This window comes from Variovorax sp. J22G73 (genome assembly GCF_030317035.1).
Lineage (GTDB): Bacteria > Pseudomonadota > Gammaproteobacteria > Burkholderiales > Burkholderiaceae_C > Variovorax.
Genome location: NZ_JASZYK010000004.1, coordinates 527,638 through 548,491 on the forward strand (window position 1 = coordinate 527,638; position 20,854 = coordinate 548,491).

23 protein-coding genes and 1 riboswitch are annotated in these 20,854 nt (G+C 68.1%); of the genes, 10 read left to right on the top strand and 13 right to left on the bottom strand.

The window, feature by feature from the left end; translation table 11 throughout:
- Positions 1-7 precede the first annotated feature (7 nt).
- Together QTI51_RS18985 and ybeY are read left to right on the top strand one after the other, a co-directional pair.
- A complete protein-coding gene (locus QTI51_RS18985) occupies positions 8-964 on the top strand; it encodes a PhoH family protein (protein ID WP_207786684.1) in 957 nt (318 codons plus the stop codon).
- A 1-nt stretch (position 965) separates the two neighbouring features.
- Entirely contained in the window at positions 966-1,433 is a 468-nt protein-coding gene (gene ybeY, locus QTI51_RS18990) for an rRNA maturation RNase YbeY (protein ID WP_116909526.1), read from the top strand.
- A gap of 27 nt (positions 1,434-1,460) precedes the next feature.
- Here the strand turns inward: ybeY and dtd are convergent, their stop codons facing one another.
- A complete protein-coding gene (dtd, locus tag QTI51_RS18995) occupies positions 1,461-1,904 on the bottom strand; it encodes a D-aminoacyl-tRNA deacylase (RefSeq protein ID WP_116909527.1) in 444 nt (147 codons plus the stop codon).
- Positions 1,905-1,923: 19 nt separating this feature from the next.
- Positions 1,924-2,844 (bottom strand): cation diffusion facilitator family transporter, encoded by a 921-nt coding sequence (locus tag QTI51_RS19000; RefSeq protein WP_116909528.1) that lies wholly within the window; start codon positions 2,842-2,844, stop codon positions 1,924-1,926.
- A 157-nt stretch (positions 2,845-3,001) separates the two neighbouring features.
- Between QTI51_RS19000 and QTI51_RS19005 the strand changes: the two genes are divergently transcribed.
- Both QTI51_RS19005 and QTI51_RS19010 read left to right on the top strand, forming a co-directional pair.
- Positions 3,002-3,529, top strand: a complete 528-nt coding sequence (locus QTI51_RS19005; RefSeq protein ID WP_286515998.1) for a FecR family protein — start codon at positions 3,002-3,004, stop codon at positions 3,527-3,529.
- Complete coding sequence (locus QTI51_RS19010) at positions 3,526-4,155, top strand: OmpA family protein (protein WP_116909530.1); 630 nt, start codon at positions 3,526-3,528, stop codon at positions 4,153-4,155. Before QTI51_RS19005 ends, QTI51_RS19010 begins: the two co-directional genes overlap by 4 nt.
- A gap of 27 nt (positions 4,156-4,182) precedes the next feature.
- Here the strand turns inward: QTI51_RS19010 and tyrS are convergent, their stop codons facing one another.
- Positions 4,183-5,415, bottom strand: a complete 1,233-nt coding sequence (gene tyrS / locus QTI51_RS19015; RefSeq protein ID WP_116909531.1) for a tyrosine--tRNA ligase — start codon at positions 5,413-5,415, stop codon at positions 4,183-4,185.
- Positions 5,416-5,574: 159 nt separating this feature from the next.
- Here tyrS and QTI51_RS19020 point away from each other — a divergent pair, with 159 nt between their 5' ends.
- Positions 5,575-6,921, top strand: coding sequence for a M23 family metallopeptidase (locus tag QTI51_RS19020; protein ID WP_116909532.1), 1,347 nt, complete (start codon positions 5,575-5,577; stop codon positions 6,919-6,921).
- A 23-nt stretch (positions 6,922-6,944) separates the two neighbouring features.
- Positions 6,945-8,069: an anhydro-N-acetylmuramic acid kinase gene (locus QTI51_RS19025; RefSeq protein ID WP_116909533.1), complete on the top strand. Its 1,125-nt coding sequence runs from the start codon at positions 6,945-6,947 to the stop codon at positions 8,067-8,069.
- A gap of 18 nt (positions 8,070-8,087) precedes the next feature.
- On the opposite strand, the gene mdtD is transcribed toward QTI51_RS19025, so the two are convergent.
- The 6 genes from mdtD to QTI51_RS19055 all read right to left on the bottom strand — a co-directional run bounded on the left by mdtD (position 8,088) and on the right by QTI51_RS19055 (position 13,316).
- On the bottom strand, positions 8,088-9,530 hold the full coding sequence (gene mdtD / locus QTI51_RS19030) for a multidrug transporter subunit MdtD (RefSeq protein ID WP_116909666.1): 1,443 nt from the start codon (positions 9,528-9,530) through the stop codon (positions 8,088-8,090).
- Positions 9,531-9,623: 93 nt separating this feature from the next.
- On the bottom strand, positions 9,624-9,989 hold the full coding sequence (erpA, locus tag QTI51_RS19035; protein WP_007827949.1) for an iron-sulfur cluster insertion protein ErpA: 366 nt from the start codon (positions 9,987-9,989) through the stop codon (positions 9,624-9,626).
- A gap of 221 nt (positions 9,990-10,210) precedes the next feature.
- Positions 10,211-10,603 (bottom strand): 30S ribosomal protein S9, encoded by a 393-nt coding sequence (rpsI, locus tag QTI51_RS19040; protein WP_007827948.1) that lies wholly within the window; start codon positions 10,601-10,603, stop codon positions 10,211-10,213.
- Between the two features lie 12 nt (positions 10,604-10,615).
- Complete coding sequence (gene rplM / locus QTI51_RS19045; protein WP_013543664.1) at positions 10,616-11,047, bottom strand: 50S ribosomal protein L13; 432 nt, start codon at positions 11,045-11,047, stop codon at positions 10,616-10,618.
- Between the two features lie 188 nt (positions 11,048-11,235).
- On the bottom strand, positions 11,236-12,504 hold the full coding sequence (locus tag QTI51_RS19050; RefSeq protein ID WP_132748794.1) for a S1C family serine protease: 1,269 nt from the start codon (positions 12,502-12,504) through the stop codon (positions 11,236-11,238).
- Complete coding sequence (locus tag QTI51_RS19055) at positions 12,501-13,316, bottom strand: hypothetical protein (protein WP_207786686.1); 816 nt, start codon at positions 13,314-13,316, stop codon at positions 12,501-12,503. The genes QTI51_RS19050 and QTI51_RS19055 overlap by 4 nt, the downstream gene beginning before the upstream one ends.
- Positions 13,317-13,321: 5 nt before the next feature.
- Here QTI51_RS19055 and QTI51_RS19060 point away from each other — a divergent pair, with 5 nt between their 5' ends.
- A complete protein-coding gene (locus QTI51_RS19060) occupies positions 13,322-14,275 on the top strand; it encodes a 23S rRNA (adenine(2030)-N(6))-methyltransferase RlmJ (RefSeq protein WP_116909535.1) in 954 nt (317 codons plus the stop codon).
- An 18-nt stretch (positions 14,276-14,293) separates the two neighbouring features.
- Here the strand turns inward: QTI51_RS19060 and QTI51_RS19065 are convergent, their stop codons facing one another.
- The 4 genes from QTI51_RS19065 to ahcY all read right to left on the bottom strand — a co-directional run bounded on the left by QTI51_RS19065 (position 14,294) and on the right by ahcY (position 18,143).
- Positions 14,294-14,905: a septal ring lytic transglycosylase RlpA family protein gene (locus QTI51_RS19065; protein WP_116909536.1), complete on the bottom strand. Its 612-nt coding sequence runs from the start codon at positions 14,903-14,905 to the stop codon at positions 14,294-14,296.
- A gap of 89 nt (positions 14,906-14,994) precedes the next feature.
- Positions 14,995-15,819 (bottom strand): methylenetetrahydrofolate reductase [NAD(P)H], encoded by an 825-nt coding sequence (gene metF, locus QTI51_RS19070; protein WP_116909537.1) that lies wholly within the window; start codon positions 15,817-15,819, stop codon positions 14,995-14,997.
- A 10-nt stretch (positions 15,820-15,829) separates the two neighbouring features.
- On the bottom strand, positions 15,830-16,696 hold the full coding sequence (locus QTI51_RS19075) for a TlyA family RNA methyltransferase (protein WP_116909538.1): 867 nt from the start codon (positions 16,694-16,696) through the stop codon (positions 15,830-15,832).
- Positions 16,697-16,703: 7 nt separating this feature from the next.
- Complete coding sequence (gene ahcY, locus QTI51_RS19080; RefSeq protein WP_116909539.1) at positions 16,704-18,143, bottom strand: adenosylhomocysteinase; 1,440 nt, start codon at positions 18,141-18,143, stop codon at positions 16,704-16,706.
- A gap of 74 nt (positions 18,144-18,217) precedes the next feature.
- A riboswitch (S-adenosyl-L-homocysteine riboswitch) is annotated at positions 18,218-18,286 on the bottom strand.
- A 155-nt stretch (positions 18,287-18,441) separates the two neighbouring features.
- On the opposite strand from ahcY, the gene QTI51_RS19085 reads away from it, so the two are divergent.
- The 3 genes from QTI51_RS19085 (at position 18,442) to QTI51_RS19095 (ending at position 20,774) form a co-directional block, all read left to right on the top strand.
- A complete protein-coding gene (locus QTI51_RS19085) occupies positions 18,442-19,083 on the top strand; it encodes a hypothetical protein (RefSeq protein ID WP_116909540.1) in 642 nt (213 codons plus the stop codon).
- A gap of 240 nt (positions 19,084-19,323) precedes the next feature.
- A complete protein-coding gene (gene phaP / locus QTI51_RS19090; RefSeq protein WP_116909541.1) occupies positions 19,324-19,821 on the top strand; it encodes a TIGR01841 family phasin in 498 nt (165 codons plus the stop codon).
- Between the two features lie 32 nt (positions 19,822-19,853).
- On the top strand, positions 19,854-20,774 hold the full coding sequence (locus QTI51_RS19095) for an alpha/beta fold hydrolase (protein WP_116909542.1): 921 nt from the start codon (positions 19,854-19,856) through the stop codon (positions 20,772-20,774).
- Positions 20,775-20,854: the final 80 nt, after the last annotated feature.

Consider the following 20,854-nt stretch of genomic DNA (forward strand, 5'->3'; position numbering starts at 1 on the left):
CCTTGAAATGTCCGGCGTGATTCTGCGACACACCTTTACCCCCCTGAACAACTCGCGCCTGGGCCACCTGTGCGGCCCGCTGGACGCGCACCTGCGCCGCATCGAGGAAGCCCTGGGCGTGAAGATCGCCCACCGCCACGAACAGTTCAAGGTCGACGGCCCCAAGGCCACGGCGCAGCGCGCCATGGACGTGCTGCAGGCGCTCTACGAGATCGCCCAGCGCGCCATCGACCCGGCCGTGGTGCAGCTCACGCTGGCCGGCGACGGCTCCATGGTCGAGGGCGACGACGACGCGGCCATGCTGGTCACGCGCCGCGCCGACCTGCGCGCACGCACGCCCACGCAGGCGACCTACCTGGACAACATCGCCAAGCACGACATCACCTTCGGCATCGGCCCGGCCGGCACCGGCAAGACGTACCTCGCGGTGGCCTGCGCGGTCGACGCGCTGGAGCGCGCGGCGGTGCAGCGCATCGTGCTGACGCGCCCGGCGGTGGAAGCGGGCGAGCGGCTGGGCTTCTTGCCCGGCGACCTCACGCAGAAGGTCGACCCCTACCTGCGCCCCCTGTACGACGCGCTGTACGACCTGATGGGCTACGAGAAGGTGCAGAAAGCCTTCGAGCGCAACGCGCTTGAAATCGCGCCGCTGGCCTTCATGCGCGGGCGCACGCTGAACAACGCCTTCGTGATCCTCGACGAGGCGCAGAACACCACGCCCGAGCAGATGAAGATGTTCCTCACGCGCATCGGCTTCGGCGCGCGCGCGGTGGTGACGGGCGACGTGAGCCAGATCGACCTGCCCAAGCAGCAGTTGAGCGGCCTCATCGACGCCGAGCGCGTGCTCAAGCGCGTGCCCGGCATTGCCATGACGCACTTCACCAGCGCCGACGTGGTGCGCCACCCGCTGGTCGCGAAGATCGTCGATGCCTACGACGGGCAGCGCAAGCGGGCCGGAGGGCACTGAGATGGCGGCCTCCAGGCTCCCGGCGCTGTCGCTGTCGCTGCAGTTCGGCCGTTTCAAGGGCGTGGAGCGGCACCGCATCGCGCTGCCGCGCCACAGCGTGACGCGCTGGATTCGCCATGCGCTGGACATCGACGGCGAGATCACCGTGCGCATCGTCGATGCCGAAGAAGGCCAGCGCCTGAACCGCGAATTTCGCGGCAAGGACTACGCCACCAACGTGCTCACCTTCGACTATGCGCAAAGCCCGCTGGTGATGGCCGACCTGGTGCTGTGCGCGCCCGTGGTGGCGCGCGAGGCGAAGGAAAACCGCAAGACCCTGGCCCACCACTACGCGCACCTGCTGGTGCACGGCACGCTGCATGCGCAGGGCTGGGACCACGAGACCAGCGAGGCCGACGCCGACGAGATGGAAGCCTACGAGGTCGAGATCCTCGCGGAGATGGGCATTCGCAGCCCGTACGGCGCATAGCGCACGAGCGGTCGCACGCGCCGGCGGCTACGCCGTCATCTGCAGCGGAATGGTGACGGGCCCGTCGTTCAGCAGGTGCACCTGCATGTCGGCACCGAACTCGCCCGTGGCCACCACCGGGTGCGCGGCGCGCGCCTGCGCCACGAAGTAGTCGTAGAGCCGGCGCCCCTCGTCGGGCGGCGCGGCCTGGGTGAAGCTGGGGCGGTTGCCGCCGCTCACGTCGGCAGCCAATGTGAACTGGCTCACCACCAGCAGGCCGCCGCCAATGTCCTGCACGCTGCGGTTCATCTTGCCGGCCTCGTCGGAAAAGATGCGCAGCTTGAGCAGCTTGGCGAGCATGCGGTCGGCCAGCGCATCGGTGTCGCCGCGCTCGGCGCATAGCAGCACGAGCAGGCCGGCGTCGATGGCGCCCACGGTGCGCCCGGCAATGTCGACGCGCGCGTTGGCGACGCGTTGGAGTACGGCTTTCATTCGTTCTTCAATTTATTCTTCAAAGAGGGTTGTGCTCGCCGGCCTGGGTGGCGCGGGCTTCCATGGTCAGGGGCAGCAGCTGGATGGTGACGCGCAGGCCGGGCACGGCGTCCATCAGAGCCAGCTCGAGCTGGTCGCGCAGGTCGGCGGCGCGCTGCAGGGTCCAGTCGCCGGGCACGTGCATGTGCAGGTCGGCGAAGCGGCGCTGGCCGGCGCTGCGGGTCACCATGTCGTCGAAACGCAGCCGCGGACCGACGTCGGGCCGGCGGGCGACGAAGGTGTCGATGGTGGCGCGCACGGTGGCGAGCGTTTCGGGGTCGAGGGCCTCGTCCATCAGGCCCTGCGACGAGCGCCACACCAGCTTCACGCCCTCGCGCACGATGTTCAGCGCCACGCCGATGGCCAGCAGCGGATCGAGCCAGAGCCAGCCGCTGAGCTGCACGCCGACGATGCCGACGACCACCGCGGCGGAGGTCCAGACGTCGGTCATGAGGTGGCGGCCGTCGGCCTCCAGCGCGATCGAGCGGTGCACGCGGGCCGCGCGGAACAGCACGACGGCCAGCGCGGCGTTGAAGCCTGAGCTCACCACCGACAGCGCCAGGCCCCAGCCCACCTGCTCGAGCGGCTGCGGCGACAGCAGGCGCTGCACCGACACCCACAGGATCGCGATGGCGGCGCCCACGATCAGGATGCCTTCGAAGCCCGAGGAAAAATACTCGGCCTTGTGGTGGCCGTAGGGGTGGTCGTCGTCGGCGGGGCGCTCGGCAATGGTCACCATGGCGAGCGCGAACATGGCGCTGGCCAGGTTCACGAACGACTCCATGGCGTCCGAGATCAGGCCCATCGAGTTGGTGATGTAGCCCGCGTAGCCCTTGAGCAGAATTGTTAGCAACGCCACCGCTACCGAAACACGAAGCAGCGCCTTAGGGGTAAACGTCATGCGAATTCCGTGATAAATAGGGCAAACGGCAACGCCAAAAGCGGTAAAAGGCCGCAAGAACCCGCTGAATTATCGGCGCGGTGACCATATGTAACGCGTTCGCCTTAATATTTCTGACGATTGCGAAACATTCTTCGCAGAGAACCAGATCCAGATGATGAAAAACCTCGTGAGCGCCCTGTGCGGCCTTGCCATTGTGGGCGCGGCCGGCCTGGCCCAGGCCCAGACGCCACCGGCGACACCCGCCGCCCCCATGTCCGCAGCCGCTGCCACCCCCACCCCGCCGGCCGCCAAGGCCGACCTGCAGGCAGGCTTCGTGAAGTCCGTGCGAGGCAGCGTTCAACTGCTCAGCGGTTCCGGCGACACGCGCGCCGCCAGCCCGGGCGACGCGCTCGGCGCGGTCGACCGCATCGTGACCGGCCCCGACTCTTCCGCCTCCGTGGTGCTGCGCGACGACACAACGCTGGTGGTCGGCCCCTCGTCGCGGCTGGACCTGAAGGAATTCCACTTCGACGGCACCACGCACGAAGGCGGCATGCTGCTGTCGCTGCTGCGCGGCTCGATGCGCATGATCACGGGCCTGATCGGCAAGTCGAACCCCGACGCGGTGCGGGTCGAGACGCAAACAGCCACCATCGGCATCCGTGGCACCGACTTCATCGTGCAGGCGGACGCCCAGCCATGAAGACGGCAACCAACAAGACGCTGACTCGCCACGCCTCCCTGCTCACAGCCGCCCTGGTGGCCACGCTGCTCGCGGCCTGCTCTACGCCCGGCACCCGGGTGGTGCTGCTGCCCCAGGCCGACGGCACGGCCTCCGCCGTGGTCGTGCGCTCCAAGGACGGCGAAGAGCTGCTTTCCAAGCCCTACCAGCGCGCCACGGCGGCGGTCGGCGCCAGCGGCGCGCCGGTGGTCGACCAGGCCGATGCGGCCAAGGTGCAGGCCGAGAACAAGGCGCTGTTCGACATGCGCCCGCCCCCGCCGCAGCGCTACACGGTGTATTTCGAGCTCGGCGGCACCACGCTGACGGCGGCCTCGCAACAGATCATGAGCGAGGCGATGGCCGCGGCGCTGGCGCGCAGCGGCAGCGACATCGTGGTGACGGGCCACACCGACACCAAGGGCAACGGCGAGCAGAACGACGTGCTGTCGCGCCGGCGAGCCCAGGAAGTGGCGCAACTCTTCATCGAGCGGCAGTTCCCGGCCAAGCGCATCGAGGCCGTGGGCCGCGGCGAACGCGAACTCGCCGTGCCGACCGCCGACGAGGTGGACGAGCCCCGCAACCGGCGCGTCACCATCGAGGTGCGCTGACCGGTCGACCGGGCCGACCAGCTCAGCTCAGCTAAGGGTCACGCGCGCGAACTTGCGCTTGCCGACCTGAACGACATAGGTGCCGGCGGGCAACTTCAGGCCTTTGTCGCTGACGACCGCCGAGTCGACCCGCACGCCGCCGCCGTCGATCAGCCGGTTGCCCTCGCCCGACGACGACGCCAGGTTGGCCTGCTTCAGCAGCTGGCCGATGCCCAGCGGCGCGCCCGACAGCGACACCTCAGGAATCTCGTCAGGCACGCCGCCCTTGCTGCGGTTGATGAAGTCCTGCTCCGCCGTTTCGGCGGCCGCCGCGCTGTGGAATCGGGCGGTGATTTCCTTGGCCAGCGCGACCTTCGCGTCCTTCGGGTTGCGGCCGCCCTCGATCTCGGCCTTCAGCGCCGCGATCTGCTCCAGCGACTGGAAGCTCAGCAGCGTGTACCAGCGCCACATCAGGTCGTCGGAAATCGACAGCACCTTGGCGAACATGGTGTTGGCGTCTTCGCTGATGCCGATGTAGTTGTTCTTGCTCTTGGACATCTTCTCGACGCCGTCGAGCCCTTCCAGCAGCGGCATGGTGAGGATGCACTGCGGTTCCTGGCCGTATTCCTGCTGGAGGTGGCGACCGACCAGCAGGTTGAACTTCTGGTCGGTACCACCCAGTTCCAGGTCGCTCTTGAGCGCCACCGAGTCGTAACCCTGCATCAGCGGGTACAGGAACTCGTGCACCGAGATCGACTGGCCGGCCTTGAAGCGCTTGTTGAAGTCGTCGCGCTCCATCATGCGGGCCACCGTGTACTTGGCGGCCAGCTGGATCATGCCGCGGGCGCCCAGCGGGTCGCTCCATTCGGAGTTGTAGCGAATCTCGGTCTTTTCGGGATCCAACACCAGGCTGGCCTGCTTGTAGTAAGTCTGGGCATTGGCCTCGATCTGCTCGCGGGTGAGCGGCGGGCGGGTGCTGTTGCGGCCGGAGGGGTCGCCAATGGTGGTGGTGAAGTCGCCGATCAGGAATATCACCCGGTGGCCCAGGTCTTGCAGCTGGCGCATCTTGTTGAGCACCACCGTGTGACCGATGTGGATGTCGGGTGCCGTCGGGTCCAGGCCCAGCTTGATGCGCAGCGGCGTGCCGGTGGCTTCCGAGCGCTGCAGCTTGCGCACCCACTCGTCCTGCGGGAGCAGTTCGTCAGCGCCCCGGAGGGATATTTCGAGCGCGCGTCCTACACTATTTGAGAGGGTCTTGGATGTAACAGATTCGGCGTTCATGGGCTTTTTTAGCTGACTTTGGGGGTGCCGAAGCTATACTCAGCCCGACTTTTCAAGCGCCGAATTCTAAGCGGCGCTTCTTCCGCACCGTCTGCTGCCGCCCTGAACGTACTGGGCCTTGCAGCACGGATTTGCAGAACCTGAGCTGGAATTCAAAGTTTGATCAACGGTATTCTTGCCGCCGAGGAGCTTCTTGCTTCTCGCGTGGCCTATACATTCCGGACGTACCCCAAGCAGATCACCGCGATCATCGCGGCGGCCCTGCTGAGCGCCGGCACCCTGGCGGTGGCCTCGCTCGGTCCGGACGCGTCCGACCTCCCGGTGAAGCAGATTCTCGAAGCCACGGCACCCGTGTCGTTCGCCGAGCAGAGCGCGTCCCTGGAGAATTTCAGCTTCACGCTGTTCCGCACCGACGTCACCCGTTCCAGCGACACCGCCGAGGCCCTGCTGAAGCGCCTGGGCATTTCCGACCCCGCCGCCACCGCCTATGTGCGCGGCAACGCCGAAGCCCGCAACGCCCTGTTCTCGCGCGCCGGTCGCACCGTGACGGCCGAGGCCACGCAGGAAAACCAGCTCAAGAAGCTCAGCGCCCGCTGGATTCCCGACGGCGACGGCAACTTCAAGCGCTTCGTGATCGAGCGCACGCCCACCGGCTTCGCCGGCGTGACCGAGCGCGATGCCCTCACCCCCGGCACCCGCCTGGCGAGCGGCACCATCCGCACCTCGCTGTTCGCGGCCACCGACGATTCGCGCATTCCCGATGCCGTGGCAAGCCAGCTGGCCGACATCTTCGCGGGCGACGTCGACGTGCGCGCCCTGCGCAAGGGCGACCGCTTCGCCGTGGTGTACGAGACCTTCGAAGCCGACGGCCAGTCGCTGCGCAGCGGCCGCGTGCTGTCGGCCGAGTTCGAGAACAACGGCAAGCTGCACCAGGCCGTCTGGTTCCAGCCCCCGGGCGCCAACCAGAAGGGCAGCTACTACCGGCCGAACGGCGACAGCCTGCGCAAGGCCTACCTGGCGACGCCGGTGGAGTTCTCGCGCGTGTCCAGCGGCTTCGCGATGCGCATGCACCCGATCCTGAACAGCTGGCGCCAGCACAACGGCATCGACTACGCGGCGCCCACGGGCACCTCGGTGCGTTCGGTGGGCGACGGCACGGTCGACTTCGCCGGCACGCAGAACGGCTACGGCAACATCGTCATCATCAACCACCGCAACAACCAGCAGACGGCGTATGCGCACTTGAGCCGCATCGACGTCAAGGCCGGCCAGAGCATCAGCCAGGGCCAGGCCATCGGCGCGGTGGGTTCGACCGGCTGGGCCACCGGCCCGCACCTGCACTTCGAATTCCGCGTGGCCGGCGTCTACCAGGACCCGGCGTCCATCGCGCAAGAAGGCGGCGCCCCCATCACCGCGGCCCTGCGCCCGGCCTTCGAGCGCATCGCCGTGGGCGCGCGCACCGAACTGGCGGCGGCCTTCTCCGTCGTCCAGGCCAGCGCCGACTGAGCTTTTTCGACACCGATCCACGGATGGCCGCCGACCTTTTCATCGGCCTGATGTCGGGCACCTCGCTCGACGGCGTGGACGGCGTGCTCGCCGACTTCTCCGGCGGCCGCATCGCGGTGCAGGCCTACGCCACGGCCGAGTTTCCCGTGGCACTGCGCGCGGAACTCATGGCGCTGAACACCCCCGGGGACAACGAATTGCACCGCGCGGCCCTCGCTGGCAACGGCCTGGCCCGGGCCTATGCCGGCGTCGTGCACCAGCTGCTGGCGGACAGCGGCATCGCCGCCGGGGCCATCGCCGCCATCGGCGCGCACGGCCAGACGGTGCGCCACCGGCCGCTGGAGTTCGACGAGGCCGGCTACACGCTGCAGCTCAACAACCCATCCCTTCTGGCGGAACTGACCGGCATCGACGTGGTCGGCGACTTTCGCAGCCGCGACCTCGCCGCCGGCGGCCAGGGCGCGCCGCTGGTGCCGGCCTTTCACCGCGCGCTGTTCGCCCGCGCGGACGAAACCGTCGCGGTGCTGAACATCGGCGGCATTTCCAACCTGAGCCTGCTGCCGCCCACCAACGCGCCCGAGGGCGCCCTGGTGCTCGGCTTCGACTGCGGCCCCGGCAACGCGCTGATGGACCACTGGTGCCAGACCTACCAGGGCCAGCCCTTCGACCGCGGCGGCCAATGGGCCGCCACCGGCCGCGTGATGCCCGAACTGCTCGACCTGCTGCTGGCCGACGCCTACTTTGCCAAGGCGCCACCCAAGAGCACCGGGCGCGACCTGTTCAACCCGACCTGGCTCGCCGCGCAGCTCGGCACCACGGCGATGGACCCCGCGGACGTGCAGGCAACGCTGACCGAGCTGACCGCGCGCGCCTGCGCCGCCGACGTGCGCAGCCATGGAAAAGACAGCAGGCTGCTGATCGTCTGCGGCGGCGGCGCGCTGAACGATCACCTGCTTGGCCGCCTGCGCGCGCTGCTGCCGGGCGTGGAGGTGGTGGCGTCGACCGACCATGGCCTGCCGCCCCAGCAGGTCGAAGCCGCTGCTTTTGCATGGCTGGCGCGCGCCACGATGCGGCGCGAGGCGGGCAACCTCGCCAGCGTGACCGGCGCACGCGGCGCGCGGGTGCTGGGCGCGATCTACCCCGCCTGAGCCTGCAAGGCGGCTGGATCAGCCCTGGCCGGAGACTTCCGGCTGCGCCGGGTGCGCCGCCCGCGCCTGCGACGGCAGGTGCCAGAAGATCAGCGCCGAAGCCACCGTGATGAGCCCCATGCTGGCGAAGGTCGCCTGGAACGCGTCCAGCGTGTGCGCCGGCGAGTCGGTGCCGAAGATGCCGTTGTAGCCCGCCAGCACGGCGCCCGCTGCGGCCACGCCCAGGCTCATGGCCAGCATCTGCACCATCGACAGCAGGCTGTTGCCGCTGCTGGCCATGCTGCCGTCCAGGTCCTTCAGCGTGATGGTGTTCATGGCGGTGAACTGCAGCGAATTCACCGCGCCGAAGGCCAGCAGCTGCAGCACGTGCAGCGCCATCGGCTGGCCGGGTGCCGTGAGGCCGAAGCTGGCCATCGTGCAGCCCACGAGGATCGTGTTGACCACCAGCACGCGGCGGTAGCCGTGGCGCGTGATGAGCGGCGTGGCGAAGCGCTTCATGGCCATGCCGGCCAGCGCGATGGGCAGCATCATCAGCCCGGCGCGCACCGGCGAATAGCCCATCGACACCTGCAGCAGGAGCGGCACCAGGAACGGCATGCAGCTGCTGCCCAGCCGCGAGAACAGGTTGCCGATGAGCCCGATGCTGAGCGTCTGCACATGGAAGAGCGAAGGCGCGAACAGCGGCTCGGGCGTGCGCGAGGCGCGCAGCCAGTAGGCGACGATGCTCGCGAAACCGAAGATCAGCACGACCATCACGCCGCCCTGGCGCAGGCCCAGTTCCGAGACGCCGTCCAGCGCCAGCGAGATCGCCACCATGCCGAAGGCCAGCATGGCGTAGCCGACGCTGTCGAAGCGCTTCTGCGTCACGCCGCGCAGGTCGGGCATGTACTTGAGCGTGGCCAGGCAGCCGAGCAGGCCGACGGGCACGTTGATCAGGAAGATCCAGTGCCACGAGGCGTACTGCACCAGCCAGCCGCCCAGCGTAGGGCCCAGCAGGGGGCCGATGAGGCCGGGAATGGCCACGAAGCTCATCGCCTGCAGGAACTCCCCGCGTGGCACCGTGCGCAGCAGCGCCAGCCGCCCTACAGGCAGCAGCAGCGCGCCACCCAGTCCCTGCACCACCCGCGCGGCCACCAGTTGCCCCAGCCCGTGCGACAGCGCGCACAGCACCGAGCCGGCGGCGAACAGCACGATGGCGCAGAAGAAGATGCGCCGGGTGCCGAAACGGTCGGCGATCCAGCCCGAGGCGGGGATCAGCATCGCCATGGTGAGCGCGTAGGCCACCACCACCGATTGCATGCGCAGCGGGCTTTCGCCCAGGCTCGCGGCCATCGCCGGCAGCGCCGTGTTGATGATGGTGGCGTCCAGCGTCTGCATGAAGAAGCCGACGGCGACGAGCCACAGCAGGCTCTTGCGGACGGGGGCAACGGAACGGTTGGCGTCGTCGGCCTGGGGGGTCATGGGCATGCGGGACGGAAGCAAGAACGGAAACGGGAACGAAAAAGCCGCCCGAAGGCGGCTTTCTGGGGAAGCTGGGTCAGCAGCATCCGGGCATCAGGCCGAGAAGCTCGATCCGCAGCCGCAGGTGCTGGTGGCGTTGGGGTTCTTGATGACGAACTGGGCGCCTTGCAGGTCTTCCTTGTAGTCGATCTCGGCGCCGACCAGGTACTGGTAGCTCATGGCATCGATCAACAGCGACACACCGTTCTTGGTCATGGTGGTGTCGTCTTCGTTCGTGATTTCGTCGAAGGTGAAGCCGTACTGGAAGCCGGAGCAGCCGCCACCCTGCACGAACACGCGCAGCTTGAGGTCGGGGTTGCCTTCTTCGGCGATCAGGTCGGCCACCTTGGCTGCCGCACTGTCGGTGAAGACAATGGGCTCTGGCATCTGGGTCTGGATGTTTTCGGCTACGGCGCTCATGGGGGAATCACTCCTTGGAGGCCGAACAAGCGGCCAATGGAACCAATGCTACTGCAATGCCGCAATTTCGGCAGTCGGGTGTGGCGTGCACCCCAACGCAAGTGGGGTTGGATGCACCGAACCCAAGACTCCGCCGGCAAAAAGCCGGCGTGAGGGATGTTTTCGATGCTTCTGCAACGAAAAAGCCGCCCGAAGGCGGCTTCTTGTTCGCAGTGAACAGATCAGCGCTTGCTGAACTGCTTGCGGCGACGGGCGGAGTGCAGACCGACCTTCTTACGTTCGACTTCACGCGCATCGCGCGTCACGAAGCCGGCTTGGCTCAGCACGGGCTTGAGCGTGGCGTCGTAGTCGATCAGCGCACGGGTGATGCCGTGGCGCGTGGCGCCGGCTTGACCCGATTCGCCGCCGCCGTTCACGTTGACCATCACGTCGAAAGCTTCGAGGTTGTTGGTCAGCGCGAGGGGTTGCTTGGCGATCATGATCGAGGTTTCACGGCCGAAGAACTCTTGGATGTCCTTGCCGTTGACCGTGATCTTGCCGGTGCCTTTTTTCAGAAACACACGGGCGACGCTGGATTTGCGACGGCCGGTGCCATTGTTCCATTCACCAATCATTCTCAAGGCTCCTTACAGTTCCAGCACTTTGGGCTGTTGGGCGGTATGCGGGTGCTCTGCGCCACCGTAGACCTTGAGTTTCTTGATCATCGCGTAGCCAAGCGGACCCTTGGGCAGCATGCCCTTGACGGCCTTTTCCAGGGCACGGCCCGGGAACTTGGATTGCATGTCGCGGAAGTTGGTGGCACTGATGCCGCCCGGGTAGCCCGAGTGACGGTAGTACACCTTGTCGATCGACTTGGCGCCGGTGACGCGCAGTTGCGCGGCGTTGATGATGACGATGAAGTCACCGGTATCGACGTGAGGCGTGTAAATGGCCTTGTGTTTGCCGCGCAAACGGAGAGCAACTTCGCTGGCTACTCGTCCGAGGACCTTGTCGGTCGCGTCAATCACAAACCACTCGTGCGTCACGTCAGCGGGCTTGGCGCTGAACGTTTTGGTCATGAGTTTTTCTCTTGAAAAGAGGGTTTGGCGAGCCCTTTTCCACGGTCGGCGTTCCTCTGGTGGGAATCTCTTAGGTGGGTGACCCCCGCGCCGCAGGACGGATCGGGAGACTTCGCCGCGGGGCTACAAAAACGCTGCGAAGCCCGCGATTATATGAAGAATCGGCCGATTGGCCAATTTCCCGCGTTTCAACGCAGGATGCGGACCAGCTCGAGGCTCTCGTTGGTCGAGGACATTCCCCGCTGGTACGCCCCCTCGAAGCGCACCACGCGGTGCAGTTCGGGGCTGTACCAGGCAGCCGCCTGGAAGCGCGAGGTGGCGCCAAACAGCGGCGCGCTCGCGCTGGAGGCGTAGATCCACCCCTCGTACCCGATGCGCAGCACCTGAAGCTCGGTGCCGTCCACCCGCATCGACTGCTCCTGCCCCACGGTCGCGATCAGCTCGTGCCGCTGCCGTTCGCCGAAGGCCGGCGTGTAGTCGGCCTGCCAGCGCATGCCGGGCAGCAGGTTGGCACGCGCCCAGCCGCCGGGCGGCGAGGCCAGGTCGAACAGGCCGCCGGCCGGCGCAGTGACGGAAACCACCTGTCCATCGAGCCGCTCGACCTTGCCGCCGCCGTTGAAGGTGACCTCGTCGCCCACGACGCGGTCCACGCGGTAGATCACCGTCGAGCGGCCGCCCGTGAGCTTGTCGGTGCGCAGGTATTCGAGCGTGTCGCCGGCGCGCAAGGGCTCGGTCAGGGCGCCGTCGGCATTGCCCACATTCGCGGCCCTGCGGTCATTGCCTGCCGGCGCCCGTGCGCGGGCTTCGAGCGCAGCCTGGGCCCGCGCCGGCAGTTCGGACAGGAACTCGGCCGGCACCGCAAAATTCAGGTTGCCGCCATCGCGCGCGGCAAAACTCGTGATACCGAGCAGGCGTCCTTCGTCGTCGAACAGGCCGCCACCGCTGGAACCGGCCGAGATGGCCGCCGTGGTCTGCAGAAGCCGGGCCTCCCCGTCTCCGCCGCGAAGGCCCGACAGGATGCCTTCGCTGAGGGTGTTCTCCAGCCCTCGCGGATTGCCGATGGCGTACACCCGCTGCCCCACGCGCGCGCTGCCAGCGGGCGCCAGCGCCACCGGCGCGGCGTTGAAGTTGGCCACCTTGATCTGGCACAGGTCGCGCGCAGGGTCCGGAAACTCGAGCGTGGCGCCGTAGGTCACGTTGTCCTGCCTGACCACGAAGCCACTGGCCTTGGCCAGCACATGGCAGTTGGTGACCAGGCGGCCCGGCGCGATGACCACCGCGCTGCCCGCGCGCAAGGGGCGCTCCTGGGCGTCGAAGGTGCGAATGGTCCAGACGCTGCCCGCCACTTTACGAAACAGCACATCGGGCTCCAGCGCGGATGCTGCGCCTGCGGCGGCCGACGCCGCCAGGAACACCAGGGCCGCGCGCAGCGACGACGCGTTCATCAGTCGCGTCACGGCTTGGCCGGCAGCAAGCCACGCAGGTCGTCCATCGACACGCGCGCGTCGGACCGGGGTTGCGGCGGCTCGGCCCTGGCGACGGGCGACGGCGCGGGGACAGCAACCGGGGCAGGCAAAGGCACAAGGGCAGGTGCGGCCACGGGCGCGGGAACAGGAGCCTGGGCCGGCGCCTCTTCGGCCCGCTTCGCCGCGACGGCCTTCGGCGCCGGCGGCGCCGGCGGCACCGAAGGCGCGGAAGGCGCCGCAGTCGCGACCTCCGTCTTGCCGATCCGCACGCCGTCCGTCGGCTCGTCGCCGTTCTGGGCGCTGCGGTCGAAATTGCGCACCTCGCCGAAAACCAGCCGCATCCAGCTCGGGTAGTTGAAGCCTGCGCCGGTGCTGGAATCGATCACCGCGCCGAGCGCCCCGCCGATCATGATGTTTCCGACCATGCCCGCGTTGACGCGCGAAAAGGCCTGGCCGGTGGCCGGCAGCTGGCCGGGCTGGGTGCACTCGATCATGAGGTTGGCGCCCGAGCGGCGAACAGGAAAACTGTCGCCCGAGCGCACGGCCGCGTCATTGCGGTCGTTGGTCACCGCGCACTTGGCGCCGTTGATCGTCTTTCCTTCGGGCGTGAGGGTCTCGATCTTCACGCTTTGCGTGGTGCCGTGCGTGACCGACGCGCACCCGGTCAAAATAGACAGAACACCCGCGCCGATGCACAGGCCCCAAAATCGCCATCCAGCTCCTCGCATCAGCGCCCTCTTTTTTTGTAAATCGATGTTTCGGCGCGAGAGTCTAGCGCCGTCCATCCCCTTCTTCAGGCCCATTCCTCATGTTCAGTTACCGCCACGCCTTCCATGCCGGCAACCACGCCGACGTGCTCAAGCACACGGTGCTGATTGCCACGCTCGATCACCTGCTTGAAAAAGAGGCAGCCCTGACGGTCGTCGACACCCACGCCGGCGCCGGCCTGTACCGCCTGGACGGCGACTACGCAGGCACCAGCGGCGAGGCTGCCGAAGGCATCCTGCGCCTTCTTTCGAACAAGAAAGAACCCGCAACGCCAGCCCCGGCCGCGAAGTCCGCGGCCAAAAAGGTAGCGCCCACCGAAGAAGCACCCGTCGCCGAAGCCATCGCCCGCTACCTGGGCGTGATCAAGGACTTCAACCCCAACGGCGGCGCCCGCGTCTACCCCGGCTCGCCCTTCATCGTGCAGCACCTGCTGCGCGACCACGACAAGCTCAAGCTGTTCGAGCTGCACCCGACCGATTCGCGCACGCTCGGCGCCAACATCGCCCAGCTCGAGGCTGGGCGGCAGATCGCCGTGCTCAACGAAGACGGTTTCGGCAGCGCCACCAAGTTCCTGCCGCCGCCTTCGCGCCGCGCGCTGGTGCTGATGGACCCGAGCTACGAGATGAAGACCGACTACGGCCGCGTGCTCGACTTCGCGGCCGAGGCGCTCAAGCGCTTCGCCACGGGCACCTACGCGGTTTGGTATCCGATCATTCCGCGCCCCGAGGCGCACGACCTGCCGCGCCGCCTGAAGACGATGGCGACCAAGGCCGGCAAGTCGTGGCTGCACGCCACGCTGACGGTCAAGTCGAGCAAGATCACGAAGGACGCCGCCTCGGGCGAAACGCAACGCCCGGGCCTGCCGGCCAGCGGCATGTTCCTGATCAACCCGCCCTACACCTTGAAGCCGCTGCTCGCCGAAGCACTGCCGCAACTGGTGGAACGCCTGGGGCAGGACCGCAACGCCGCCTTCTCGCTCGAATCGGGCGGCTGAGCCGGAAGCTCTTTTTCCTTACTTGCGACGGCGCGGCGGCACGATCACCTTGCGCCGCGCCGGAACCTGTACCCGCGCGCGCTGCTGCGGCTCGGCGGCCGCCACCGGCACCTGAGCGTCACCCGCTTCCACCGGCAAGCCGCCGCAGCGCATGCCGTCGTGGTCCACCACGGTCAGCGCCACCTGCTTGATGCCCAGGCCGGTCAGCCCGATGCGATCGGCCGCCGCGCGGCTCAGGTCGATCACGCGGCCCAGCGCGTAGGGACCGCGGTCGTTGATGCGCACCAGCACCTCGCTGCCGTTGACCAGGCTGCGCACGCACACGCGCGTGTTGAAGGGCAGGGTCTTGTGGGCCGCCGTCATGGCGGTCATGTCGAAGCGCTCGCCGCTGGCGGTCTTGCGCTGGTGAAACTGGATGCCGTACCACGACGCCCCGCCGCGCTCGAAGATGTCGCGCGGCCCGTCGTCGCCGGGCACGCCGTCGTCCGGCGTCAGTTCGGCGGCACCCGACACCGCGAGGTCATAGCGCACCGACGGCACGCTGGAGCGCGGCGCGGCGCCCGGCGGCACCGCGATGGCCCGCGGCAGCGGCCGCAGGCTGCCGCCCTCGGCGTCCGTGGCCGGCGGCATGGCGCAGCCGACCAGGGCGCAACTCGCCGCGACGGCGACAAAATGCAGCGCCCCGCGCAGCGACCACGTCGCGCCTGCCGCGCGCCCTCTCAATCCAGGCGCTCCAGCACAGCCAGCGTGGCCGCCGACTGGTTCATCGTGTAGAAGTGCAGCGCCGGGGCACCGCCGTCGCGCAGCCGCGCGCACAGCTCGGTCACCACGTCCAGTCCGAAGGCCTTGATCGACGCGATGTCGTCGCCGAAGGCCTGCAGCCGCAGGCGCACCCAGCGCGGAATCTCCGCGCCGCAGGCGTCGGAGAAGCGCATGAGCTGCGTCGAACTCGTGATCGGCATGATGCCCGGCACGATCGGGGTGTCGATGCCCAGCTTGCGCGCCTCGTCGACAAAGCGAAAGTAGGCCTCGGGCGTGAAGAAGTACTGCGTGATCGCCGAATCGGCGCCGGCCTTCACCTTGGCGGCAAAGGCCTGCAGGTCGGCTTCGGGCGAACGCGCCTGCGGATGGATCTCGGGGTAGCAGGCCACCTCGATGTGGAAGTCGCGGCCGGTCTCCTCGCGGATGAAGGCCACGAGATCGCTCGCGTACTGGAACTCCCCGCCAATGCCGTAGCCGCTCGGCAGGTCGCCGCGCAGGGCCACCAGGCGCTTCACGCCCATGCCCTTGAGCTCGGCGAGCTGCTCGCGCACCGTGGCGCGGGTGGCGCCGATGCACGAAAAATGGCTTGCCGCGTCGACACCCTCGGCCAATATCTCCTGCACCGCACCGAAGGTGCCCTGGTGCGTGGAGCCGCCCGCGCCGTAGGTGACCGAGCAGAACTGCGGCTTGCGCACATACAACTGCTGACGCGCGGCGCGCAGCTTGACCGCGCCTTCGGGCGTCTTGGTCGGGAAGAATTCGAAACTCAGCGGAAGGCGCACCTGCGTCTCCTTAGGAACCGTCGCTGGCCTTGGCAGCACGGACGGCGTGAATGAAAAACTCGCGGTTGCCGTCGCCCCCGGCGATCGGGCTGTCGAACCAGCGCAGCACGCGCAGCTCGAGCGCCGCGCAGGCGTCGTGCAGCCGCTTCTCGACCACGGCGTACATCGACTCGTCGCGCACGATGCCGCCCTTGCCGACCTGGCCGGGCTGCAGCTCGAACTGCGGCTTGACCAGCATCAGCAGCTGGCCGTCGTCGGCCAGGAACTGGACCACCGCCGGCAGCACCAGCGTGAGCGAGATGAACGACAGGTCGCCCACGATGAGGTCGAAGCGCGGGGCCGAAGGTTCCCCATCTTCAGCTGCTTCAGGTGCTTCGCCTGCTTCAGCTGTTTCGGGCGCCTCGCCCTCCTGCTCGGCGTCATCGGCTGCGTCTTCCCGCAGATCATCAGCCGACAGCGCGCGCGCATTGACCCCTTCGATGGCCACCACGCGCTCGTCCTCGCGCAGCCGCGCATGCAGCTGCCCGTGGCCGACGTCCACGCCCACCACCTTCGCGGCACCGCGCTGCAGCAGGCAGTCGGTGAAGCCGCCGGTGGACTGGCCCACGTCGAGGCACAGCTTGCCCGCGACGTCGAGCCCGGTGACGCCCAGCGCGCCCTCGAGCTTGAGCCCGCCGCGCGACACGTACCGGGCCTCGGCCGCGTCGGCCAGCTCGAGCTCGGCCGACTCGGGCACGTCGTCCTTGTTCTTCACGACCGAGCGCCACGCGTCGCTCGTGCCCGCGTCGCGCCAGCGCAAGCCGCCGGCAATGAGCCGCACGGCTTGCGAACGGGAGGCGGCCATGCCGCGCTCCACCAACAGTTGATCGGCGCGCATGCGCTGATCAGTAGCGGTACGAGTCGGGCTTGTAAGGGCCGTTCTTGTCCACGCCGATGTAGGCGGCCTGCGTGTCGGTCAGCTCGGTGAGCATGGCGCCGACCTTCTTCAGGTGCAGGCGCGCGACCTTCTCGTCCAGGTGCTTGGGCAGCACGTAGACCTTGCCGGCCTGGTAGGCGTCGGGCTTGGTGAACAGCTCGATCTGGGCGATGGTCTGGTTGGCGAACGACGACGACATCACGAAGCTCGGGTGGCCCGTGCCGCAGCCCAGGTTCACCAGGCGGCCCTTGGCCAGCAGGATGATCTTCTTGCCGTCCGGGAAGGTGATGTGGTCGACCTGCGGCTTGATTTCTTCCCACTCGTACTTCTCGATCGACGCGACATCGATCTCGTTGTCGAAGTGACCGATGTTGCAGACGATGGCCTGGTCCTTCATCTTGGCCATGGTGTCGTGCGTGATGACGTCCTTGTTGCCGGTGGTGGTCACGAAGATGTCGGCCTTGTCGGCGGCGTACTCCATGGTCACGACCTTGTAGCCTTCCATGGCGGCCTGCAGGGCGTTGATGGGGTCGATTTCAGTGACCCACACCTGCGCCGACAGCGCGCGCAGGGCCTGGGCCGAGCCCTTGCCCACGTCGCCGTAGCCGGCCACGCAGGCCACCTTGCCGGCGATCATCACGTCGGTCGCGCGCTTGATGCCGTCCACCAGCGACTCGCGGCAGCCGTACAGGTTGTCGAACTTGCTCTTGGTGACCGAGTCGTTCACGTTGATGGCGCGGAACAGCAGCGTGCCCTTGGCCGACATTTCATTCAGGCGGTGCACGCCGGTGGTCGTTTCCTCGGTCACGCCGATGATCTCGGCCGACTTGCGGGTGTACCAGGTGCTGTCCACGGCCAGCTTGGCCTTGATGGCGGCGTACAGGATGCGTTCTTCTTCGCTCGTCGGGTTGGCGAGCACGCCCAGGTCCTTCTCGGCGCGCTGGCCCAGGTGCATCAGCAGCGTGGCGTCGCCGCCGTCGTCCAGGATCATGTTCGGGCCTTCGCCCTTCGAACCCTTGGGGCCGAAGTCGAAGATGGCGTGGGTGTAGTCCCAGTAGTCTTTCAGCGACTCGCCCTTGATGGCGAACACCGGCGTGCCCTTTTCGGCGATGGCGGCGGCGGCGTGGTCCTGCGTGGAGAAGATGTTGCAGGAGGCCCAGCGCACTTCGGCGCCCAGGGCTTGCAGCGTCTCGATCAGCACGGCCGTCTGGATGGTCATGTGCAGCGAGCCCGTGATGCGCGCGCCCTTGAGCGCCTGGCCCTTCGAGAACTCTTCACGGATGGCCATCAGGCCGGGCATTTCGGTTTCCGCGATGCGGATTTCCTTGCGGCCCCAGGCAGCGAGGGACAGGTCGGCAATCGCCTGGTCGGCGGTCGAAACGGGGTGGGGCTTGAGAACAGCGCTCATGAGAACTCCAAAACTGGTTTGAAAGATGCCACTGCGTACGGGGGTCTTACGGAAAATTGACTCACCGCGAGAACAGCGGGTGAGCGTGGTTGCGATGTGGTCCGAGCCTCACGCCTGATGGCGCTGCAACGCTCCTCGGAACGGCGGATTGTAGACGCGGCGCCGGGGCGCGCCAATCGCTCGGGTATCCCACATCACGGAAAGCGCGTTCTCGCGCACAGGCGTACATTGGCCCGACCCCGCCTTCTCACCCCACCTTCCCCGCCCCTCGCACCCACCCCCAAGAAAGCCCCGCCCCATGTCGCTCACGCTCTCCAGACTCCCCTCGGCCCTGCTGGCCTCCGCCGCGCTCGTCGCCGCTCTCGGCGCGCCGGTTCTCGCCTCGGCCCAGAACGCCGAGCAGGTCCGCATCCGCGGCACCATCGTGCGCGTCGATGCCAAGACGCTCGTGGTGCAGGACCGCGGCGGCGAGGTGGTCAGCCTCGCGCGGCCGGCCGACATGCCGGTGTCGGAGGTCTATCGCATCAAGCTGTCCGACATCAAGCGCGGCAGCTTCATCGGCACCGCCGCCATGCCGCAGGCCGACGGCACGCAGAAGGCCATCGAGGTGGTGGTGTTCCCCGAGGCCGCGCGCGGCACCGGCGAAGGCCACCGCCCCTGGGACCTGCTGCCCGACAGCACCATGACCAACGCCACCGTCGCCGACCTGGCGGCCGCCCCCAAGTCCGTGCATGGCGGCCAGCAGCTGCGCCTGACCTACAAGGGCGGCGAAAAGACCGTCATCGTGCCGCCCGACGCGCCGGTGGTCACCTTCCGCCCCGGCACCGAGGCCCTGCTGGTGCCCGGCGCCAAGGTCATGGTCAACGCGCAGGAAAAGAACGGCACGCCCACGGCGCTGCGCGTCACGGCCGGTCGCAACGGCTTCGCACCGCCGATGTGAGCGGGCGGGCGGGCCGCAAGCAGGGCCCGTCGACCGACGCCTCGAACACTCGAGGACCTGGACACCCAAGGGAAATCCCGCACGCATTTTTGCCGCGGCGGCAACGTGCGGCGTGCCTGCGCGGCGTATCGTGGCGAGGGACTTGTGGCGAGGGACTTCGGCCTGCGGGCCGGGCCCGCGCCATCCCATCCGTCCTATCCGTCCAGTCCGTTCATCCGTCCAAACAGGAGATTTCGCACCATGGCCACTGCCAAGAAAGCCGCCGCCAAGAAGACCACCTCCAGCAGCGACAGCACCGCCGGTGCAAAGCAGGCGATGCCGAACGCCGCGGACATGCTCAATCCGCTGAAGGGCATGGCCGACCGGCTGCAGAACCTCAACCTGACGGGCGGTGCCGGCAAGCTGCTGGACAGCGGCCGCAAGGACCTGCAGGCGCTGATGGAAGCCAACGAAAAGTCCTACCAGGGCCTGCAGACCGTGGTGCAGCGGCAGACCGAGATGATCAAGCATGCCATCACCGAATGGCAGAGCGCCGCCAAGGGCATGCCCGGCAAGGACCCGAAGGAAAACCTCGCCAAGCTCGACGAGCTCGGCCGCCAGTCGTTCCAGCGCGCCATCGACGACATCAAGGAGCTGGCCAACCTTGCGGCCAAGTCGCAGGCCGACGCCTTCGACGTGGTGCGCCAGCGCATCCAGTCGAACGTGGACGAGGTGACCAAGCTGCTGCAGCGCAAGTAAGGCGCAGCGCAGACACCCACCGAGGACACGCCATGGCCGCAGCCCCGCCCCGCGTCGAGCAGCGCACGCGCGTGCACGGCATCGAGCTTGCCTGGGACAGCTTCGGCGACCCCGATGCGTCGCCGCTGCTGCTGGTGATGGGCCTGGGCGCGCAGATGGTCGCGTGGGACGACGACTTCTGCGCCCTGCTCGCCGAAGCCGGCGGCCACCGCGTGATCCGCTTCGACAACCGCGACATCGGCCACTCGAGCTACCTGACCGAGCTCGGCGTGCCCGACATCCAGCTGCTGATGCAGCAGGCCATGGCGGGGCGCATGCTGCACGCGCCCTACACCCTGCGCGACATGGCCGGCGACTGCGTCGGCCTGCTCGACGCGCTGGGCATTGCGCGCGCGCACATCGTGGGTGCGTCGATGGGCGGCGCCATCGGGCAGGAGATGTGCATTCACCATGCGCACCGGATGCTGTCGTTCACCAGCATCATGTCGACCACCGGCGACCCGACCCTGCCGCCGCCCACGCCCGAGGCGATGGCGGTGCTGTTCTCGCCCTCCCCGACCACCTTCGAGGCGTACCTGCCGCACTACGCCAAGGTGTGGCGCGTGCTGCGCGGGCCTTCGGCCTTTCCGCTGGACGAGGCGCGCGACACCGAGCGCGCGCAGCTCGTGTTCCTGCGCGGGCTCAACCCGCCGGGCGTGGCGCGCCAGCTCGCGGCCATCCTGGCCTCGGGCAACCGCAAGCCCGCGCTGCGCGGCGTGCAGGTGCCCACGCTGGTGATCCACGGCGAGGCCGACCCGCTGGTGCCGGTGGCCTGCGGGGTGGACGTGGCCGACGCGATCGCGGGGGCGAAGCTGCTGCGCATTCCGCGCATGGGGCATGCGCTGCCGGTGGCCATGTGGCCGCAGATCGTCGATGCCATCGCGGCGCACACCGCGCCTCACCTGGACAGCTGAGCCGCCGGAACCGCCTGAACCCGCGGCGGACATGGGGTGGCCATCAACAGGCCGCTTTGCCTCGCCGCGGCAGGCGGAAA

Coding starts and splice junctions, on each gene's coding strand:
- QTI51_RS18985 (WP_207786684.1), top strand. CDS start 8: ATGTCCGGCGTGATTCTGCGACACACCTTTACCCCCCTGAACAACTCG.
- ybeY (WP_116909526.1), top strand. CDS start 966: ATGGCGGCCTCCAGGCTCCCGGCGCTGTCGCTGTCGCTGCAGTTCGGC.
- dtd (WP_116909527.1), bottom strand. CDS start 1,904: ATGAAAGCCGTACTCCAACGCGTCGCCAACGCGCGCGTCGACATTGCC.
- QTI51_RS19000 (WP_116909528.1), bottom strand. CDS start 2,844: ATGACGTTTACCCCTAAGGCGCTGCTTCGTGTTTCGGTAGCGGTGGCG.
- QTI51_RS19005 (WP_286515998.1), top strand. CDS start 3,002: ATGAAAAACCTCGTGAGCGCCCTGTGCGGCCTTGCCATTGTGGGCGCG.
- QTI51_RS19010 (WP_116909530.1), top strand. CDS start 3,526: ATGAAGACGGCAACCAACAAGACGCTGACTCGCCACGCCTCCCTGCTC.
- tyrS (WP_116909531.1), bottom strand. CDS start 5,415: ATGAACGCCGAATCTGTTACATCCAAGACCCTCTCAAATAGTGTAGGA.
- QTI51_RS19025 (WP_116909533.1), top strand. CDS start 6,945: ATGGCCGCCGACCTTTTCATCGGCCTGATGTCGGGCACCTCGCTCGAC.
- mdtD (WP_116909666.1), bottom strand. CDS start 9,530: ATGACCCCCCAGGCCGACGACGCCAACCGTTCCGTTGCCCCCGTCCGC.
- erpA (WP_007827949.1), bottom strand. CDS start 9,989: ATGAGCGCCGTAGCCGAAAACATCCAGACCCAGATGCCAGAGCCCATT.
- rpsI (WP_007827948.1), bottom strand. CDS start 10,603: ATGATTGGTGAATGGAACAATGGCACCGGCCGTCGCAAATCCAGCGTC.
- rplM (WP_013543664.1), bottom strand. CDS start 11,047: ATGACCAAAACGTTCAGCGCCAAGCCCGCTGACGTGACGCACGAGTGG.
- QTI51_RS19055 (WP_207786686.1), bottom strand. CDS start 13,316: ATGGGCCTGAAGAAGGGGATGGACGGCGCTAGACTCTCGCGCCGAAAC.
- QTI51_RS19060 (WP_116909535.1), top strand. CDS start 13,322: ATGTTCAGTTACCGCCACGCCTTCCATGCCGGCAACCACGCCGACGTG.
- QTI51_RS19065 (WP_116909536.1), bottom strand. CDS start 14,905: ATGCCGCCGGCCACGGACGCCGAGGGCGGCAGCCTGCGGCCGCTGCCG.
- QTI51_RS19075 (WP_116909538.1), bottom strand. CDS start 16,696: ATGCGCGCCGATCAACTGTTGGTGGAGCGCGGCATGGCCGCCTCCCGT.
- ahcY (WP_116909539.1), bottom strand. CDS start 18,143: ATGAGCGCTGTTCTCAAGCCCCACCCCGTTTCGACCGCCGACCAGGCG.
- QTI51_RS19085 (WP_116909540.1), top strand. CDS start 18,442: ATGTCGCTCACGCTCTCCAGACTCCCCTCGGCCCTGCTGGCCTCCGCC.
- phaP (WP_116909541.1), top strand. CDS start 19,324: ATGGCCACTGCCAAGAAAGCCGCCGCCAAGAAGACCACCTCCAGCAGC.
- QTI51_RS19095 (WP_116909542.1), top strand. CDS start 19,854: ATGGCCGCAGCCCCGCCCCGCGTCGAGCAGCGCACGCGCGTGCACGGC.